General features: G+C 60.3%; 14 protein-coding genes. 8 read left to right on the top strand and 6 right to left on the bottom strand.

Annotated features, from left to right (window positions below; all coding sequences use genetic code 11):
* Positions 1-177: 177 nt before the first annotated feature.
* The gene (locus BFQ00_RS09030; protein ID WP_065884280.1) at positions 178-1,488 is read right to left on the bottom strand and encodes an MFS transporter; all 1,311 of its coding nucleotides are present in this window, start codon (positions 1,486-1,488) and stop codon (positions 178-180) included.
* A gap of 160 nt (positions 1,489-1,648) precedes the next feature.
* Between BFQ00_RS09030 and BFQ00_RS09025 the strand changes: the two genes are divergently transcribed.
* Positions 1,649-2,752, top strand: a complete 1,104-nt coding sequence (locus BFQ00_RS09025; protein ID WP_065933259.1) for a sugar diacid recognition domain-containing protein — start codon at positions 1,649-1,651, stop codon at positions 2,750-2,752.
* A gap of 36 nt (positions 2,753-2,788) precedes the next feature.
* Here BFQ00_RS09025 and BFQ00_RS09020 read toward each other — a convergent pair whose 3' ends face one another.
* Positions 2,789-4,021, bottom strand: coding sequence for a T6SS immunity protein Tli4 family protein (locus tag BFQ00_RS09020; RefSeq protein WP_065933258.1), 1,233 nt, complete (start codon positions 4,019-4,021; stop codon positions 2,789-2,791).
* The gene (locus BFQ00_RS09015) at positions 4,009-5,814 is read right to left on the bottom strand and encodes an esterase/lipase family protein (protein ID WP_065933257.1); all 1,806 of its coding nucleotides are present in this window, start codon (positions 5,812-5,814) and stop codon (positions 4,009-4,011) included. The genes BFQ00_RS09020 and BFQ00_RS09015 overlap by 13 nt, the downstream gene beginning before the upstream one ends.
* 302 nt (positions 5,815-6,116) lie before the next feature.
* Here BFQ00_RS09015 and BFQ00_RS09010 point away from each other — a divergent pair, with 302 nt between their 5' ends.
* Together BFQ00_RS09010 and BFQ00_RS09005 are read left to right on the top strand one after the other, a co-directional pair.
* Positions 6,117-7,256, top strand: coding sequence for a glycerate kinase (locus tag BFQ00_RS09010; RefSeq protein WP_065933256.1), 1,140 nt, complete (start codon positions 6,117-6,119; stop codon positions 7,254-7,256).
* Between the two features lie 85 nt (positions 7,257-7,341).
* Positions 7,342-7,854 (top strand): GNAT family N-acetyltransferase, encoded by a 513-nt coding sequence (locus BFQ00_RS09005; protein ID WP_065933255.1) that lies wholly within the window; start codon positions 7,342-7,344, stop codon positions 7,852-7,854.
* Here the strand turns inward: BFQ00_RS09005 and BFQ00_RS09000 are convergent.
* Positions 7,851-8,543 (bottom strand): aspartate/glutamate racemase family protein, encoded by a 693-nt coding sequence (locus tag BFQ00_RS09000; protein ID WP_065933254.1) that lies wholly within the window; start codon positions 8,541-8,543, stop codon positions 7,851-7,853. The genes BFQ00_RS09005 and BFQ00_RS09000 overlap by 4 nt on opposite strands.
* A 267-nt stretch (positions 8,544-8,810) precedes the next feature.
* On the opposite strand from BFQ00_RS09000, the gene BFQ00_RS08995 reads away from it, so the two are divergent.
* On the top strand, positions 8,811-9,305 hold the full coding sequence (locus tag BFQ00_RS08995) for a hypothetical protein (RefSeq protein ID WP_065892768.1): 495 nt from the start codon (positions 8,811-8,813) through the stop codon (positions 9,303-9,305).
* 82 nt (positions 9,306-9,387) lie between these two features.
* On the opposite strand, the gene BFQ00_RS08990 is transcribed toward BFQ00_RS08995, so the two are convergent.
* Together BFQ00_RS08990 and BFQ00_RS08985 are read right to left on the bottom strand one after the other, a co-directional pair.
* Positions 9,388-10,788, bottom strand: coding sequence for a DUF1254 domain-containing protein (locus BFQ00_RS08990; RefSeq protein ID WP_065884286.1), 1,401 nt, complete (start codon positions 10,786-10,788; stop codon positions 9,388-9,390).
* 110 nt (positions 10,789-10,898) lie between these two features.
* Positions 10,899-11,258, bottom strand: coding sequence for a response regulator (locus BFQ00_RS08985; protein WP_065933253.1), 360 nt, complete (start codon positions 11,256-11,258; stop codon positions 10,899-10,901).
* A 237-nt stretch (positions 11,259-11,495) separates the two neighbouring features.
* On the opposite strand from BFQ00_RS08985, the gene BFQ00_RS08980 reads away from it, so the two are divergent.
* Genes BFQ00_RS08980 through BFQ00_RS08965 form a run of 4 tightly spaced genes read left to right on the top strand, consistent with a single transcriptional unit; the run spans position 11,496 to position 17,607 of the window.
* Positions 11,496-14,993, top strand: a complete 3,498-nt coding sequence (locus tag BFQ00_RS08980) for a response regulator (protein WP_065933252.1) — start codon at positions 11,496-11,498, stop codon at positions 14,991-14,993.
* Positions 14,994-15,824, top strand: coding sequence for a CheR family methyltransferase (locus BFQ00_RS08975; RefSeq protein WP_170827544.1), 831 nt, complete (start codon positions 14,994-14,996; stop codon positions 15,822-15,824). It abuts the gene before it with no gap.
* Positions 15,821-16,420 carry a chemotaxis protein CheB gene (locus BFQ00_RS08970; RefSeq protein ID WP_065933251.1) on the top strand — a complete coding sequence of 200 codons (600 nt, stop codon included), beginning with the start codon at positions 15,821-15,823 and terminating at the stop codon, positions 16,418-16,420. Before BFQ00_RS08975 ends, BFQ00_RS08970 begins: the two co-directional genes overlap by 4 nt.
* Entirely contained in the window at positions 16,414-17,607 is a 1,194-nt protein-coding gene (locus BFQ00_RS08965) for a hybrid sensor histidine kinase/response regulator (RefSeq protein ID WP_065884290.1), read from the top strand. Before BFQ00_RS08970 ends, BFQ00_RS08965 begins: the two co-directional genes overlap by 7 nt.
* Positions 17,608-17,658: the final 51 nt, after the last annotated feature.

Genomic DNA, 17,658 nt, shown 5'->3' with positions numbered 1-17,658 from the left:
TGGCCCAGTGCGGCTAACCCGGCGTCCTGCCGGGTTACCCACGGATTCAAGCCTGCGTTCGGCCAGCGTGGTTTAACGGGGCGCCGGAGATCAAGATCAAAAGCAGATCAAGATCAAGGGCGGCTCGCTTCGCATCGTGGTTACGTTTGGGCGCTTCCTATGCCCCCATAGGGCGTTTTAAACCTTCAAGGTGCGCGTCATCCGTAACGCCAGCACGCTGCCGGCGACGATTACCGCCGCCAGCAGGTACAGCGCCATGTCCGTGGACCCTGTTGCATCTTTGACGAAACCGACGATGTAGGGGCTGAGAAACCCGGCCATCTGGCCCATGGAGTTGATCAGCGCCAGCCCTCCGGCCGCGGCGCCCGCGCTGAGCATGGCGGTGGGCACCGGCCAGAACATCGGCAGGCCGGTGAGGGCGCCCATGGTGGCGATGGTCAGGCCGAGGATGGCGATCGCCGGGGTGGTGGCGAAGTTCACCGCGATGACCAGGCCAATCGCGCCCATCAGCATCGGTACCACCAGGTGCCAGCGACGCTCCTTGCGCAGGTCGGCCGAGCGGCCTACCAGCAACATGAACACCGCAGCGAGCAGATAAGGGATCGCACTGAGCCAGCCAATCACCAGGTTATCGCTGAAACCCAGGCTCTTGATGATCGATGGCAACCAGAAGTTGATCGCATACACCCCACTCTGAATACAGAAGTAGATCAGGCCGAACGCCCAGATCGCCGGGTTCTTGAAGACCTCGGCCAGGGAGTCGGTGGTGGTTTTCGGTTTGTTCGCCAGGTCGATGGCCTGGTCAGCTTCCAGCAGCGCGCGTTCGTGGGGCTTGAGCCACTTGGCGTTGGCGAAGCTGTCGCTGAGCAGGAAGTAGGCGAGGGCGCCGAGGATCACGGTGGGGATGCCTTGCAACAGGAACATCCACTGCCACCCGGCAAGCCCGCCCTGGCCGGCCGCGAAGTGGTTGAGAATCCAGCCGGAGAACGGGCTGCCGAGCAGGCCGGAAACCGGAATCGCCGACATGAACAGCGCCATGATGCGGCCACGGCGAAAGGTTGGAAACCACTGCGAGAGGTACAGCACCACGCCGGGAAAGAAGCCCGCCTCGGCGGCACCGGTAAACAGGCGCAAGGTGTAGAAATGCGTCGGCGTGGTCACGAACAGCAGGCACGTGGACAGGGTGCCCCACACGATCATCATCAGCGCGATCCAGCGCCTTGGCCCGAACCGGGTCAGCGCCAGGTTGCTCGGCACGCCACACAGCACGTAGCCGATAAAGAAAATCCCGGCACCCAGGCCGTACACGGTTTCACTGAATTTCAATGCGTCGAGCATCTGCAACTTGGCAAAGCCAACGTTGACCCGGTCAAGGTAGTTGAACAGGTAGCAGATAAAAATGAAGGGGATCAGGCGCAGGGTTACGCGCTTGTAGATGGCGTTTTTATCGTCATCGGTGGCCAGTGCTGCAGCGGCGCTCTGTGACATGGCGAGTCTCTCTTTATTATGATTTTTGGCGATGCGAGGGTAACGTTGATCGCTTGAACAGTCTCGGTGAGGCGATGGGCAACTGTCTTTGTGCTCGCGCACAGTCAAGCCCGCCTTGCGCTGTGCCGCTGACCAACCCGTTTCGAGGAAAATAGCCCCCATGTTCGAGCTGGATCATGAGCTGGCCCAGGATATTGTCGATCGCACCATGGCGATCCTGCCCTACAACGTCAACGTGATGGACAACCAGGGCCTGATTCTCGGCAGCGGCGAGCCGGAGCGCATCAACACCCGTCACGAAGGCGCGCAACTGGTGCTGGCCAACGGGCGCGTGGTGGAAATCGACGGGCAGACCGCCAAGCACCTCAAGGGCGTGTTGCCGGGCATCAACCTGCCGCTGATGCATGACCAGCGCCTGATCGGTGTACTGGGTATCACCGGCGAACCGGACGGGTTGCGCACCTACGCCGAACTGGTGCGCATGACCGCCGAAATGCTGGTCAGCCAGCGGCACCAGCAGGCCGAGCTGCAATGGCGACGCCAGCGCTGTGACGATCTGCTGGCCTTGCTGTTGGCCGACACGGGCGACTCGCCGCGCCTGGTCGACGAAGCGCAACAGTTGGGCCTCAAGCCGCAACTGGCGCGCACGCCGTACCTGTTCGAACTGGGCGCGGGGCAGTCGGCCGAAGCCTTGAGCGCCTGGCTGATGTCGCGTTATCCGGACAGCTGGTGCGTGAGCTCCGCGCAGTTTTCCCTGCTCTGGTGCCGTCCCGCCGCCCTGCAAGTCGACGACCCACGCCTGCTGGAAAAGCTCGACGGCCTGGGCTGGAATATCCTGCGGGTGGCCGTAGGCGGGCAGGCGCAAGGGCTGGCCGGCCTGCGCCGCTGCTACCGCCGCGTGGGTGACTTGCTGGCCTACGGTCGCGATATCCTGCCCCACGCGCGCCTGTTGCTCCTCAACCGCTATCGCCTGCCGGTCATGCTCTGGCGCCACCGCAACGATGACGCCCTGGACGAATTGCTCAACCCACTGCGCAAAGTGCTGGCCAGGGACAGCAACGGTCAACTGCTGGCCACGCTGCGCAGTTGGTGCGAGCACGACGGGCAAAGCCAGGCCTGCGCCGACGCCCTGGGCATCCACCGCAACAGCCTGCGCTACCGCATGGAAAGGATCGCCGAACTGAGCGGCGTCGACCCGCTGACTCTGGACGGCATGCTTGCGCTGTACCTGGGCGTGCAGTTGTTGCCCTGCAATCAAGCGTAAACATTCGCACGTCGCTATGGGGATCATGCTGCCAAGTCATGGCTTGGGCTTTTCAAAGCTGGCGATGAACTCATCAAGGATGCGTTTGCCTTCGGCAGCGTCCTCGGCAGTGGGCCCGCGGGGGTTGAACCACGGATCCGGCTTGGGCACCACCGCGCCGTAACGGATGCGCACGGACTTGAGGATTGCGTCCCAGACGGCCATGGCTTCATAGTCGGTTAGGGAGGGGTTGACGGGTTCCGGGCTCGCGGGCTGTTGCCAAAGAGGGAGGTCGTAGCCTTTGTTGGCGAACTGGGGAAGGGTCCAGCGGACAAGATCCCTGGGTTTATCAGGATCTATGGCGGTACGCTTCTTTCCGCCTGCCGATAGGCGAATACTCATGGCTGGACGGCTTAGAGATGGGTTATCTCGATAGTTCTCACTGACGAAAAGTATTTGACGATGTGTGTCATCACTGAAGCCGATCAAGGATTCCTCGGCTTGCATTCCGGCTAATGTTACTTGGCCTATCCGCAGTTGTTCATAATCGCCCGCAAGGAATATTTTCCCATCTTTTTGGGTTCGGACATGCAAACGCTCTCCATCATCAGGTGATAAGGCGTTGATGTAGACGTTCAGCGATACGTCTGAAGCAGGGGGGCGAAAATAGAAACTGGCGATCTCATGGTCGTGATGACTGCGAATGACAACCGGCCCAAGTGCAAACCCCGCGCCTGCGATTTCAGGGGTGACTTTGAAGATCTCTTTTGAGAGTTTTAACAGACGATCTTCAACAGGGGCGGTATTACCCTTGAAGGAGTCAGCTCGGAGCATGACGTAGACGTCATCGATCAGCATGTGGAGTTCGTGAACGAAAGTCTGACGCGGTGTTGGACGCCGGTAGTATTGCAACATGACACTTTGCGGTGTCTGCGCTTTGGCTGACACCAGCATTGATACGTCATCCATCTCATAGTTTTTGACCGCGGCGATCCGGCTGGCCCGTTCCTGCAAGGCAGCGGAAAAGCGTTGCTGTGAAACCCCCTCGCCCAGCACCCGCACTTCAACGGATGCATGATCGGCCCCCAGCCCGTAATACAACTTCACATCCCCGACGCCGGTCCAACTGGAAGGCAGGTCGATCAGCCCACGGCCCAGCGCCCATGTGCGCATGTTGCTGGTCAATTCGTGCACGGTTTTTTTCTCCTGTTCACTGGGTTGTCTGAAGGTGGTGCACCCTGCAACCGATCCAAGCAGCAGGCATGTAAAAAAAACGGTCAGTCTGCGCATAGAGGTTTCTTGGCTTTCGCCGCAATCTTGATCAGGGAGTAGAGGGTGAATTGCTGGGTGAGCGGGTTGGCATAGGACGCTTCATGATCGAAACCCGGTGCCTGCACTTGCTGGCGGACAGAACCCTGGCGGACCTGCCTGATCGGCGCCCGGCCAGAGCTCACCGGCACGGTGCCGTCGCCAGCGCCGTCCTGCATACGGCAATGCAGTTCCCAATAGCTGGTCTGTACGGTCTTTACTGGCGCATTGGGGTCACCCCGTGGGGGCATTACGCTTTCGGCTTGCCCGCCCACGTACAACGGGCTTCGCCCGTCGTCGCGCACCTCGTGCATTTGCAAGCTGGACACCGTGAAAGCATCCGGGCTTGAGGTATAAGGCCCATTGAGACGAGACCCACGACGCATTTCCCAGGTGATGGATTCGAAACTGGGGTGCTTATCGTCGTTGCCGTAGTAAACATAGGTTTGAGGGTGGTAGGAGCCAGCGATTTTCTGATGGAACCGCTTCGCTTCCGACATGTTTTCCTCAAAATCTTCCCACGTAATCGGATCCCCATCCCTCGGTGCCAACCACTCTTCACGCAACAATCCCCACCAGCGATCACGGCGTAGATAAATCTCTTCGTAAGGATCTTTTACCGGTTGACGCGGCATAGCCGGGGCTCCACGTTCGTCAATCAGCCGCAGCCAACCCGGGGCGTAGTTCTGGGTGGGCAGCAATTGCAAGGCACCGGGTGCTTGCGCAAATACAGCGGTGACTTCCTGACCGGTCGGGCCAATGACCGCGCCGGCAACGGGATCTTCGTCGCGCATGCCGATCTTGCAGCGACGGTAAGCAACCGGTGCCCCGGTGGCGGGCATCACGCCATGCACGACACCCGCAATTTTATCGGCCATGCCCGGTAGATGCGCGCATCGCCGTGCCACCAGTCCGCCCATGGAGTGGGTAACCAAAATCACCTGTTGGCAGTTGCGACCGTACTGGTGCATGAGTTCATCAATACGCTCAGCCAGCCTTGACGCGGCCTCCTCGTTGGAGTCCAACCAGTTGTAACCACAGGCATGTACCGGCATGCGATAGCCACCACGTGCCGCCAACTCATCCGAAATAATCGACGGCAATTGGGTCGACAGATTAGCGCCCAACCCTGGCATGGCGATGGGCATTTCGGGTTTCAACTCGGTGAGTTGAACCGGGCCGGGCTCGACACTGCGGGTATGTAGATGCTCAGGACGAATGTCGAACTGCGGCCATTTGTGCGGCATGAATTCGCTGTTAAGGGTGTCTTCCAGCCACAGAAGAAACGCGTGGTAGCTGGTTTCGCTGACTTCGCCCCATCCGCGCTCTCTATAACGCTGGGTCAACGCCAGGGCGGCCTTTTTCTTGTCCCGCTCGGGCTGGGTAATGACCGTGCCTACGGCGCGTTTGGGCACTGCTCCTTCTTTATCCACTTCCACCTTGTCAGGATGTAACAAACGTTGCCGCACTCCTGGCTTTTTGTTGAACCAGTTTGTGGCCAACCATATGTTTTTCCCCATAAATCCGGCATCCAACCGCCAGATAGGAACTCCCTCCTCTCGCAAATCTTCACCTTCCTGCTCAACAGGCTTGCTCTTCAAATTCGACCCCATAATCCCCGGCACAAAAATCACCGGCAATATCCCATCCGGGGGCAATATGCAGTGCACCGGGTCGGTGATATGGCTGGGCGTGAGGGTCCAGGTATGCACGGGATTGCCTCGCGCGTTGTAGTGCATGGGGGCAATACGCGGTGTTGAAGGGGTGTCAGCCATGAGACGCTCCTCGACTCGACAATGAGCTGTTGCCATTCGGCGTGGTTTCTACGGATGGGTAACCTGAAGTGAGATGTCTGGAATCTCAAGGCAGAGAGGCGATTCAAGAGGCGTCCTACATTGCCGGAGGCAGCAGCTGTCAGATAAATCAAACAACTGGCTCAGGCGCCTGGCTTTTATTCGTCGTGAGCCTGTTGCTTTGTAAAAATGAACAACAAACCTCACCCGCACTTGTGCATCGGACTGGCGTCAGCGGCGGTGCCAACTGTCAGCATGGGCGTTATAAAAAACGGAGAACGCCCATGAAAATCATCATCGCCCCCGACTCGTTCAAGGACAGCCTCAGTGCCGAACGGGTCGCCCAGGCCATTGCCGATGGCCTGGTTAAGGTCTGGCCTGACGCGCAACTGGTGCAATGCCCGATGGCGGATGGCGGTGAAGGCACGGTCGCGGCAGTGCTCGCTGCGTGTAACGGCCAGCTGCGCAGCCAGACCGTGCGCGGGCCGCTGGGTGCTGCGGTGCAGGCGCACTGGGGATGGTTGGCCGACAGCCACACCGCGATCATCGAAATGGCTGAGGCCAGCGGCCTGCAGCTGGTTGCGCCGGGCCAGCGCGATGCGTGTTCCAGCAGCACCTATGGCACCGGCGAACTGATCCGCGCGGCCCTTGATCTGGGCGCCCGACGCATCATTCTGGCAATTGGTGGCAGTGCGACCAATGATGGCGGCGCGGGTGCGATGCAAGCGCTCGGCGTGCAGTTGTTCGATGCCCAGGATCAGCCGCTGGCACCTGGAGGCCTGGCGTTGGCAGGCCTGGCCCGCATCAGCCTGGAAAACCTCGATTCGCGTCTGGCTCAGGTGCGCTTTGAAATCGCGGCGGATGTAAATAACCCGTTGTGCGGGGCCCATGGCGCCTCGGCCATTTTCGGCCCCCAGAAAGGCGCCACTCCCGAGCAGGTTCTACAGCTGGATGCCGCTCTCGGTCATTTTGCCGACCACTGCGCGCGAGTGCTGCCCGGAGACGTGCGCGACGAACCCGGCAGCGGCGCCGCCGGTGGCCTGGGGTTTGCCGCCAAGGCATTTCTGGGTGCCCAGTTTCGTGCCGGCGTTGAGGTGGTGGCCGAGTTGGTCGGACTGGACGCCGCCGTGCGCGGTGCCGACCTGGTCATCACCGGCGAAGGCCGCTTCGACGCCCAGACCCTGCGCGGTAAAACCCCGTTTGGCGTGGCGCGTATCGCGCGCCATCACCAGGTCCCGGTGATCGTGATCGCCGGCACCCTGGGTGATGGTTACGAGCAAATGTACGCCCACGGCGTGGATGCCGCGTTTGCCTTGCCATCGGCGCCGATGAGCCTGGAGCAGGCGTGCAGCGAGGCGCCGCGACTGTTGCGCGAGCGCGCGGCGGACATCGCCCGGCTTTGGCGCACAGCGCTGCGAGGCTGAATGTGCACGCAAGGTTGAGGCTCGCCAGGGCGCCTACTTTGCTCCTACACTGATCGGCCACGTGTCTTTCAAAGGATGAAACACAATGCACACGCCTGACCTCCCTATCGTGATCCAGCGCTTCACCGAGGCCCACCTTGAGGGCGTCGCGGCGCTCTACAACGAACCGGCGGTATGCCGTCAGGTGCTGCAGATGCCTTTCCAGTCGGTGGAAGCGTGGCGCAAACGCCTGGTGATGGATAACGAGCGCCGACTGCAATTGGTGGCGCTGCACGGCGGCGAAGTGATTGGCCAGTTGGGGTTGGAACAGTACCTGCGCGTACGCCAGGCGCATGTGGGGTCCTTCGGCATGGGCGTGGCGACGGCGTGGCAGGGCAGGGGCATCGGTTCGAAGCTGTTGACGGCCGCGCTGGACGTGGCCGACAACTGGATGAACCTGCACCGCGTAGAACTCACGGTGTACGCCGACAACGAAGCGGCACACAACCTGTATCGTAAATTCGGCTTCGAGGTCGAAGGGCGTTTGCGCGACTACGCCCTGCGTGACGGTGTGTTTGTCGATACCCTGAGCATGGCGCGCCTGCGCAAGCCGGTTTAATCCTCCAGCGCAAACGCCACCGCAGCCCGCGCATGCAGCCAGGTGGTGTCCAGCAGCGGCAGGTCGCTGTGCTCGGGCTTGATCAGCAGGCTGATTTCCGTACAGCCGAGAATCACCGCCTGGGCGCCGCGTGCGGCCAGGGACTCGATCACCCGCTGGTAGACGGCGCGTGATGAGTCGCTGATTACCCCCACACATAACTCTTCATAAATGATCCGGTGCACGTCCTTGCGTTCATCCGCATCCGGCACCAGCACAGTCAGGCCCTGCGCGATCAGGCGGGCCTTGAGGAAGTCCTGTTCCATGGTGAATGCAGTGCCAAGCAAGCCCACGGTCAAGGTGCCGGCCTGCAGGGCCGCAGCCCCGGCCGCATCGGCGATATGCAGGAAGGGAATCGACACCGCCGCCTCAATACGTGGCGCCACCCGGTGCATGGTGTTGGTACACAACACCACACACTCGGCGCCGCCTGCCTGCAGACGGCGCGCAGCGTCTTCCAGGATCTGCGCGGCATCATCCCAGCGCCCGGCGTGCTGGGCCTGTTCCACCGGACCGAAGTCCACGCTGTACATCAACAGCTGCGCCGAACGCAGCGGGCCGAGCCGGTCGCGGACTTGCTGGTTGATGATGCGGTAATACTCGGCACTGGACTCCCAGCTCATGCCGCCGATAAGGCCGATGGTGCGCATGCGATGCTCCGGACAGGGGAATGTCACGTCACCATACCCACCGAAAGTGGATGAGTCATAGGCAGTTGCCGGCCAATTCACCGGAGCAGTTCAATAAGGTTAAGTGGACTCACGCTCGCCTGTTGGAAGCGCCGATGTTTACGGGGGAGGTCAGGCCTGTGAGCTGCCTGCTGCCGAACCCACTGCAATCAGCTTTAACTCGTACGCCAGGCAGCCGTATCTGCGATGATCGGGCTTCGCAACCTGACTCACCCAAGGAGATCCGCAATGGACGATGTACAGCAACTGGGCGAGATGCTTCGTCGTTACGCCGAGAGCGAAACCCATAAAAAACAGCAATTCGATGTGCAGTCGGCGCGTTGGGCACACAAGCTGGGCGAGTTGTTCGAGCAAGTCGAACAGTGGCTGGAACCGGTCAAGAGCGCCGGTTTGCTGGAGGTGCATCGTGAAGTCTATGTCGCCAGTGGGCCGAGCGTGCCGGTGGAAACATCGACCTTCAAGACCGAGAAGTTGACTGTGTTGATCACGGGTAAAAGCGTGGAGTTCGTGCCGGAGGTGATGGGCACGGACGGATATATTCGCGTGGCGGTAATGGGCCTGACCGCTGCCCGGCACGGCAGCGTCTCCCTGGTATTGCCTGCAGATAAAAACGATTGGCTCTGGAAGAAGACCAATGGCCTGAAAGACCCGGACACCTTCACATTCGACGCCAATTTCCTGGCGGCGCAGTTGCAGAGCCTGATCCCCCGCGAACGCGGCTGAGGGCGAGTCGCTCAAATAACCAGCTGGCGTGGCGGGAAGCGTAGGTCAATTGCCACCCGCCGTGCATGGATTCCCGGCTGGGTTACTTGAGCGGCGTGAGCGGCGGCAACTGCCATTGGCCGCTGGTGACTTCGGGCTTGGGCAGGTAAATACGCAGCACCGCAAAGAACGGCCCGGTCGGAGCGGGCAGCCAGTTGCTCTGTTCGGCCTTCGGTGGCTCATGATGCTGCAGGGCCAGGGTCAGGCCGCCGTCGGCGTCCAGTTTCAGGCCGGGCAGCATGCGTGAGTTGATCAGGTAACGTTTCTTGTGGTTCGGCACCAGCAACTTGGTCTTGGCGTCGTACATGGTCAGCGACCAGAACGCATCGGCAGGCGGCAGTTGGTCCTTGGCGAAATGGACGGTGTAGCTGCGACGTGCACCGTTGGCCGGCTTGCCTTCGCTGTCATCGAACCAGGTGAAGTAAGCGGCTTCATCGGTGGAGTTGCCGAACATCCCCAGGTTGGCGCCGGCATACCGGTACAGGTAATTGTTGTTCAGCCGGTCACGGCTGCCGTACAGCTCGCCGCTGGAGACTTGATGGGTGTCGATTTTGTCTTTCTTGAACGTGGCGAACTCGGCCTTGCCATCGGCAATCCCGTCCTCCAACGCTTTGCGCTGCTCGGCGCTCAGTTGGTTCAGCTTGAAAGGTGCGCCGGGGGCGATACCTATCGTGGCGAAGCGCGCCAGCAGGTCTTTTTCACTGTCCTGGGGCGCAGCGAAGGCCAGCATGAAGTTCAAGTAGCGGAACAACTGCGGGCTGTCGCTCATGTTCGCCATCGGCTTGGGCCACTCGATCTTCGGCACCTTGGCCGGGGCCGCTTGTTTCACATAGCTGCTCAGCGGCTGCACTTTATAGCCGTTCTGGATTTGCCTGACCTTGCCCAGGTCTTTTTCATCGAACAGCTGCGTGCGATACAAGGCATAGGCGATATTGCTTTCGCTGTAGACCACGCGGTCGATATCGACGGGCTGCTGACCCTTCCAGTCAGGCCCCGCGATCATGTAGTGACCGCCGTTGTTGCCTGTGCTGCGCGTGCCCAGGTAGGCGATGTTCTGGGTGTAGAGGTCGAGCAACTGCACCGAGTAGTAGCGGTTGTCTTCGACCTTGGGCAGGGTCAGCACCAGCGGTTCCTTGCGCAGGTCCATCCAGACGAAGGAGTAGGGCGTGTCCGCGTTCGGGGTCGTGAACGCGGTGTCCTTGGGGGTAAACACCTGCGCGCTGTTGCCGATGCGATTGAACGGTGCCTTGAAATTGGCCCCGCCTTTGTCCACGGCCTGGGTGTAGAGCGTCTTGTACATCTCAACCACGGGATAGCCGTACAAGTAGGCTTGCTTGGCAATGGCCCGTGCTTCGGCAGGGGTGGCCGTGAAGTCGGCCCAGGCGCCGGTGCTCAGCAGTATCGAGAGGCTCGCCAACACCAGGCGCGCAGGTTGTCCAATCATGTTGTTGCGTCCTTCCAGGGTTCTTTTGACTGACGGGGAGATGCAGGCGCTGAGTTTCCTGTTTTCTTTCCCGGACGTCACGTTAAAACCTGCAAAAGGACACTGGATATTCAGGGCAACATCGATTTGACTTTATCGCGCAACTGGTCGATCGAGAACGGCTTGCCAATCACCTGCATGCCGGCGGGCACATCGATGTTCTCGGCATAGCCGCTGGCGAACAGGATAGGCAGGTCAGGGCGCAGTTCGCGCACTTGGGCTGCCAGTTGCTTGCCGTCCATATCGGGCAAGCCGACGTCGGTCATCATCAGGTCGATTACCTGGTCAGTTTTTTGCACCTGTGCCAGGGCCTCTGCAGCATCGGCAGCCTCAAGCACCGTGAACTCCAACTCCTCAAGCACATCGACGATCAGCATGCGCACGATAGCGTCGTCTTCGACAACAAGGATGATGGAGACAATTGCGGACATAGAAGGCTTTCCCAAAAAAAGACGAGTGTTTAACGCTGGCCATTCTCACAGGCCTGTACTTGAGTAAGCGCGGGCTATCCACAAGTTCCCAGGGCGTTAAAACAATGCAGTACAAAAGACCAGGCAGAATAGCCTGTTCTGCTGTAGGAATCTGTACAAAAACGTCCCAGAAAAATGGTCTTGATCGTCACTTTGGGGCAAACTCCCGGTTTTTCCGCACTTGGCCAAGGCATGCCCATGACTCCCGCGTCGTCAGTTGATGAAAAGAGCTTCAGTAAACTCCTGAGCCGTAACGTGGCCCTGCCATTGAGTGTGGGCGTGCTCAGCGCGGTGTTTTTCGTGTGCCTGATCACCTATTTGCTGTCGGTGATCCAGTGGGTGGAGCACACCGACCGGGTCATCAACAACCTCAATGAGTCGTCCAAACTGACGGTCGACCTGGAAACCGGCATGCGCGGTTTCCTGATTACGGGTGACGAGCATTTCCTCGACCCTTATGAAGTGGCCAAGCCGCGGATCATTGCCGACCTGCGTAACTTGCAGGAGCTGGTCGCCGACAACCCGCAGCAGGTCGACCGCCTCAAGCGCCTGGAAGCCCTGCAGGCCGAATGGAACAACTACGCGCAGTCGATGATTGAGCTGCAGCGCAGCAGTGGCGATTTCCGTGGTGCCGTCAAGGCGGGCCGAGGCAAGCGCCTGACCGACGAGATTCGCAAGGAATATGAAGACGCGGTATCGATGGAACAACAGTTCCGCATCTCCCGTAACGAGGAAGTGACCCGCACCACGGTACTCAGCGTCACGCTGTACCTGGCGTTCGTCCTCGGCCTCAGTGGTTTCCTGGCGTACATTGGCAGAAAGAATTTACTAGCGCTTTCAAGTAGCTACAGCGCAAACCTCGCGTCCCAAAAGAAGATCGCCAAACGCCTGGAGCAGCAGGCCTGGCTGCGCAATGGCCAAACCGAACTGGCCGAACAGGTGCTTGGCCAACTGACCTTGAACCTGCTGGGCCGCAACATCCTGCAGTTCTTCGCTCAATACATGGGCTCAGCCGTGGGGGCGTTGTATGTGCGCGAAGAGCACGGTGGCCTGCGGCGGGTCGCCACCTACGGCTTCTCCCGCGAACAGGCGCAGCTGGAACAGTCGATCTACAGCGACGAAGGCATCGTAGGGCAGGCCGCCCAGCTCGATCGCCTGATCCGCCTGGACGACGTACCGGTGGACTACTTCAAGGTCTGCTCGGGGCTGGGCGAGGGCGCCACCCGCAGCATACTGGTGGTGCCGACCAGCGACGACGACCGCGTCAACGGCGTGATCGAGCTTGGCTTCCTGCGCCCCCTGGAAGAGCGCGACGTCGAGCTGCTGGAGCTGATCGCAGACAATATCGGAACGTCCATCGAAGCCGCACGTTATCGCCAGCGTTTGCAGGAAGTCCTCGCCGAGACCCAGCAGCTCAACGAAGAGCTGCAAGTGCAGCAGGAAGAACTCAAGACCGCCAACGAAGAGCTGGAGGAACAGTCGCGCATCCTCAAGGAGTCCCAGGCGCACCTGGAAACCCAGCAGGCGGAGCTTGAGCAGACCAACGAACAGTTGGCCGAACAGACCCAGACCCTGGCCGAACAGCGCGACGCCATGGACCGCAAGAACGTCGAACTCAACCGGGTCCAGCTGGAACTGGAAGACCGCGCCGATGAGTTGCAACGCTCCAGCAAGTACAAGTCCGAATTCCTGGCCAACATGTCCCACGAGCTGCGCACGCCGCTGAACAGTTCGCTGATCCTGGCCAAGTTGCTGGCCGAGAACCCGCAGGAAAACCTCAGTGCCGAGCAGGTCAAGTTTGCCGAGTCGATCTATTCGGCCGGCAATGACCTGCTCAACCTGATCAATGACATTCTCGACATTTCCAAGGTAGAAGCCGGCAAGTTGGAAGTGCGTCCGGAAAATTCCAGCGTCGAGCGCCTGGTGGACGGCCTGCGCGGCATGTTCGAACCGCTGGCCAGGGATCGCAAGCTGGGTTTCCAGATCGATGTGCAGGCAGGTTCACCGACCCTGCTGTTCACTGACCGCCAGCGTCTGGAGCAGATTCTCAAGAACTTGCTGTCCAACGCCATCAAGTTCACTGAACAGGGCCAGGTCAGCCTGTCGGTATCCCGGGCGCCGGGGGAGGGCATCGCCTTTACCGTACGCGATTCAGGGATAGGTATCGCCCAGGATCAACAGGAAAGCATCTTCGAAGCCTTCCGCCAGGCCGATGGCACCACCAATCGGCGTTACGGCGGCACCGGCCTGGGCCTGTCCATTTCCCGTGATCTGGCAACCTTGCTGGGTGGCTACATCAGCGTCACCAGCGAACCGGGCAAGGGCAGCATTTTTACCCTGGTATTGCCGGAACAGTACGTCGAACGCGGCGAAGATGCCGCGCCGATCGAAGCCCCGCGCCAAGCCGTGGCGGTACCGGCGCCTGTGCCCGTCAAGGTTGCGTCGCTGCCGGCGGCTGATGCCGAACCGATCCCGCGCTTTGCCGATGACCGCGACAAAGCGCCATTCACCACCCGCACTATCCTGGTGGTGGAAGATGAGCCGAATTTCGCGCGCATCCTCTTCGACCTGGCCCACGAGCTGGGCTACAACTGCCTGGTCGCCCACGGTGCCGACGAAGGCTACAGCTTGGCCGAAGAATTCATCCCCGACGCGATCCTGCTGGACATGCGTCTGCCGGATCATTCCGGCTTGACGGTGCTGCAGCGTCTGAAGGAGCACGCCAATACCCGGCACATTCCGGTGCACGTGATCTCCGTGGAAGACCGCGTCGAAGCCGCCATGCACATGGGCGCCATCGGTTACGCGGTCAAACCCACCACCCGGGAAGAGCTCAAGGACGTGTTCGCGCGCCTGGAAGCCAAGCTGACGCAAAAGGTCAAGCGCGTACTGCTGGTGGAGGACGACGACCTGCAACGTGACAGCATCGCCCGCCTGATCGGCGACGATGACATTGAAATCACCGATGTCGGTTACGCCCAGGCGGCGCTGGACCTGCTGCGCACCAACGTCTACGACTGCATGATCATCGACCTCAAGCTGCCGGACATGCTCGGTAACGAGCTGCTTAAGCGCATGGCCACCGAGGATATCTGCTCGTTCCCGCCGGTGATCGTGTATACCGGGCGCAACCTGACACGCGACGAAGAAGCCGAGCTGCGCAAGTATTCGCGCTCGATCATCATCAAAGGTGCGCGGTCCCCGGAGCGCCTGCTCGATGAGGTCACACTCTTTCTGCACAAAGTCGAATCCCAGCTGTCCCATGACCGCCAGAAGATGCTCAAGACCGCGCGCAGCCGTGACAAGGTGTTCGAAGGGCGCAAGATCCTGCTGGTGGACGACGATGTGCGCAATATCTTTGCCCTGACCAGTGCCCTGGAGCATAAAGGCGCCGTGGTGGTGATCGGGCGCAATGGCCGTGAAGCCATCGACAAGCTCAATGAAGTCGATGATATCGACCTGGTACTGATGGACGTGATGATGCCGGAGATGGATGGCTACGAAGCGACCGCGCTGATCCGGCAGGACCCGCGCTGGAAAAAGCTGCCGATCATTGCCGTCACCGCCAAGGCCATGAAAGATGACCAGGAGCGTTGCCTGGCGGCAGGTTCCAACGATTACCTGGCCAAACCGATTGATCTGGACCGTCTGTTCTCGTTGATTCGCGTGTGGTTACCCAAGATGGAACGCATTTAAGTGGAGCGAAGTTTCTTGGACAAAAGCAGCGACATCGAGCTGCGCCTGTTGATCGAGGCGATTTACCTCAAGTACAGCTACGACTTTCGCGACTATTCCGGCGCGTCGGTCAAGCGGCGCGTGGCCCATGCCTTGCGCCAGTTCGACTGTGCGACCATTTCCGCGCTGCAGGAGCGCGTGCTGCACGATCCGGCGGCGTTCATGCAATTGCTGCAGTTCCTGACCATCCCGGTGAGCGAGATGTTTCGCGACCCGTCGCACTTTCTGGCGATTCGCCGGGAAGTCGTGCCGTTGCTCAAGACCTACCCGTCGATCAAGATCTGGATCGCCGGCTGCAGCACCGGCGAGGAGGTGTACTCCATGGCGATCCTGCTGCGCGAGGAAGGCTTGCTCGAACGCACCATCATCTACGCCACCGACATCAATCCGGCCTCGCTGGACAAGGCCAAGCAGGGCATCTTCTCCCTGGAGAACGTGCGCGCCTACACCGCCAACTATCAGCAGGCCGGTGGCCAGCGCTCATTTGCCGACTACTACACCGCAGCTTACGATAATGCGATCTTCGACAAGACCTTGCGCGAGAACGTCACGTTCGCCGACCACAGCCTGGCGACCGACAGTGTATTCTCAGAAACTCAATTAATTTCATGCCGCAACGTACTGATTTATTTCAATAAAAATTTGCAAGACAGGGCGTTTGGATTGTTTCATGAGTCGCTGTGTCATCGCGGCTTCCTGGTGTTGGGCAGCAAGGAAACCCTGGATTTTTCAGCCTATAGCAAGCAATTCGAACCCTTGGTCAAACAGGAACGGATCTACCGCAAATCATGAGCGATGCCGCCAGCCCCCCGATTTATGGGATTGAAGCCATCGTCGTCGGCGCTTCCGCCGGCGGCGTTGAGGCGCTGCTGAGTATTTTTGGCGGGTTGCCGGACACGTTCGGCCTGCCGATCATTGCGGTGCTGCACCTGCCGGATGAACGTCGCAGCCAGTTGGCCGAAGTCTTCGCGCGGCGCTTGCGCATTCCGGTCAAGGAGGCGCGGGACAAGGAGTCGATCGAGGCGGGCACCCTGTATTTCGCCGGTCCCGGCTATCATCTGTCGGTGGAACAGGACCGCAGCTTGTCGTTGAGTCAGGAGGACCGCGTGCACCATTCCCGGCCGGCCATCGATTTTCTCTTCACCTCGGCCGCCGACGCCTACGCAAAAGGCCTGCTCGCGATCCTGCTGACCGGCGCCAACCAGGACGGCGCGCGCGGGTTGGCTTATGTCAAGCAATCGGGCGGCACGACCGTTGTACAAGACCCCGTCGAGGCCCGGATTGCCGTGATGCCCCTGGCCGCGCTGGCGCTGCACACACCCGACCATATTCTTTCCTTGAGCCGCATTGGCTCACTGCTGGCTTCCCTGGAACCTTCCCCATGTTAAGTACTGTCCAGGCCAAACTGCTGATCGTCGACGATCTGCCGGAAAACCTGCTGGCCCTCGAAGCGCTGATCAAGCGTGAAGACCGCCAGGTATTCAAGGCATTGAGTGCCGACGAAGCATTGTCCCTGTTGCTGGAACATGAATTCGCCATGGCGATCCTCGACGTGCAGATGCCTGGCATGAACGGTTTCGAACTCGCCGAACTGATGCGCGGCACCGAAAAGACCAAAAACATCCCGATTGTGTTTGTCAGTGCCGCCGGCCGCGAACTCAATTACGCCTTCAAGGGTTATGAAAGCGGCGCGGTGGACTTCTTGCACAAGCCGCTGGATATCCACGCGGTGAAAAGCAAGGTCAACGTATTCGTTGACCTGTACCGCCAGAGCAAGGCGATGAAGCTGCAGGTCGAAGCCCTGGAGCGCAGCCGCCGCGAGCAGGAGCTGCTGCTCACACGCCTGCAGGCCACCCAGGCCGAGCTGGAGCAGGCGGTGCGCATGCGCGATGACTTCATGTCGATCGTCGCCCACGAAGTGCGTACGCCACTGAACGGGCTGATCCTGGAAACCCAGCTGCGCAAAATGCACCTGGCCCGGGACAACGCGGCGGCCTTTACCCTGGACAAGATGCACGCAATGGTCGACCGCGATGAGCGCCAGATCAAGAGCCTGATCCGCCTGATCGAAGATATGCTCGACGTGTCGCGCATCCGCACCGGCAAGCTGTCGATACGTCCGGCGCGCTTCGACCTGGCGCAGCTGGTGCGCAACCTGGTGCATAACTTCGAGCCGCAGGTCGCCGCCGCCGAATCGTCGATGCAATTGCTGGCTGACGAGCCGGTCGAGGGTAATTGGGATGAGTTTCGCATCGAGCAGGTCGTCACCAACCTGCTGACCAATGCCTTGCGCTACGGCGCCAAGAGCCCGATCGAAGTGCGGGTGTATGCAGAACATGGCGAGGCCTGCGTGGAAGTGCGCGACCATGGCATCGGCATCAGCGAGGACAACCAGAAGCGCATTTTCCAGCAATTCGAGCGGGTTTCCGTCAGCCATGCGGCGGCTGGCCTGGGCCTGGGGCTTTTCATCTCCGAACAGATCGTCGCGGCCCATGGCGGCACCATCGAGGTCGAGAGCCAGATAGGCGAGGGCGCGTTGTTTCGGGTCTGTCTGCCACTCCAGGAAACGGCATGAAATCAATCGTCAGCTCGACGCAACCTCTACGTGACCCCATGGTCGTAACAC

The organism is Pseudomonas sp. 28 E 9 (assembly GCF_900004785.1).
In the GTDB taxonomy this organism is placed as follows: domain Bacteria; phylum Pseudomonadota; class Gammaproteobacteria; order Pseudomonadales; family Pseudomonadaceae; genus Aquipseudomonas; species Aquipseudomonas orientalis_A.
Note: the sequence above shows the minus strand (reverse complement) of the source record. Positions and strands in the feature narration are given on the sequence as shown.

Coding starts and splice junctions, on each gene's coding strand:
- BFQ00_RS09030 (WP_065884280.1), bottom strand. CDS start 1,488: ATGTCACAGAGCGCCGCTGCAGCACTGGCCACCGATGACGATAAAAAC.
- BFQ00_RS09025 (WP_065933259.1), top strand. CDS start 1,649: ATGTTCGAGCTGGATCATGAGCTGGCCCAGGATATTGTCGATCGCACC.
- BFQ00_RS09020 (WP_065933258.1), bottom strand. CDS start 4,021: ATGCGCAGACTGACCGTTTTTTTTACATGCCTGCTGCTTGGATCGGTT.
- BFQ00_RS09015 (WP_065933257.1), bottom strand. CDS start 5,814: ATGGCTGACACCCCTTCAACACCGCGTATTGCCCCCATGCACTACAAC.
- BFQ00_RS09010 (WP_065933256.1), top strand. CDS start 6,117: ATGAAAATCATCATCGCCCCCGACTCGTTCAAGGACAGCCTCAGTGCC.
- BFQ00_RS09005 (WP_065933255.1), top strand. CDS start 7,342: ATGCACACGCCTGACCTCCCTATCGTGATCCAGCGCTTCACCGAGGCC.
- BFQ00_RS09000 (WP_065933254.1), bottom strand. CDS start 8,543: ATGCGCACCATCGGCCTTATCGGCGGCATGAGCTGGGAGTCCAGTGCC.
- BFQ00_RS08995 (WP_065892768.1), top strand. CDS start 8,811: ATGGACGATGTACAGCAACTGGGCGAGATGCTTCGTCGTTACGCCGAG.
- BFQ00_RS08990 (WP_065884286.1), bottom strand. CDS start 10,788: ATGATTGGACAACCTGCGCGCCTGGTGTTGGCGAGCCTCTCGATACTG.
- BFQ00_RS08985 (WP_065933253.1), bottom strand. CDS start 11,258: ATGTCCGCAATTGTCTCCATCATCCTTGTTGTCGAAGACGACGCTATC.
- BFQ00_RS08980 (WP_065933252.1), top strand. CDS start 11,496: ATGACTCCCGCGTCGTCAGTTGATGAAAAGAGCTTCAGTAAACTCCTG.
- BFQ00_RS08970 (WP_065933251.1), top strand. CDS start 15,821: ATGAGCGATGCCGCCAGCCCCCCGATTTATGGGATTGAAGCCATCGTC.
- BFQ00_RS08965 (WP_065884290.1), top strand. CDS start 16,414: ATGTTAAGTACTGTCCAGGCCAAACTGCTGATCGTCGACGATCTGCCG.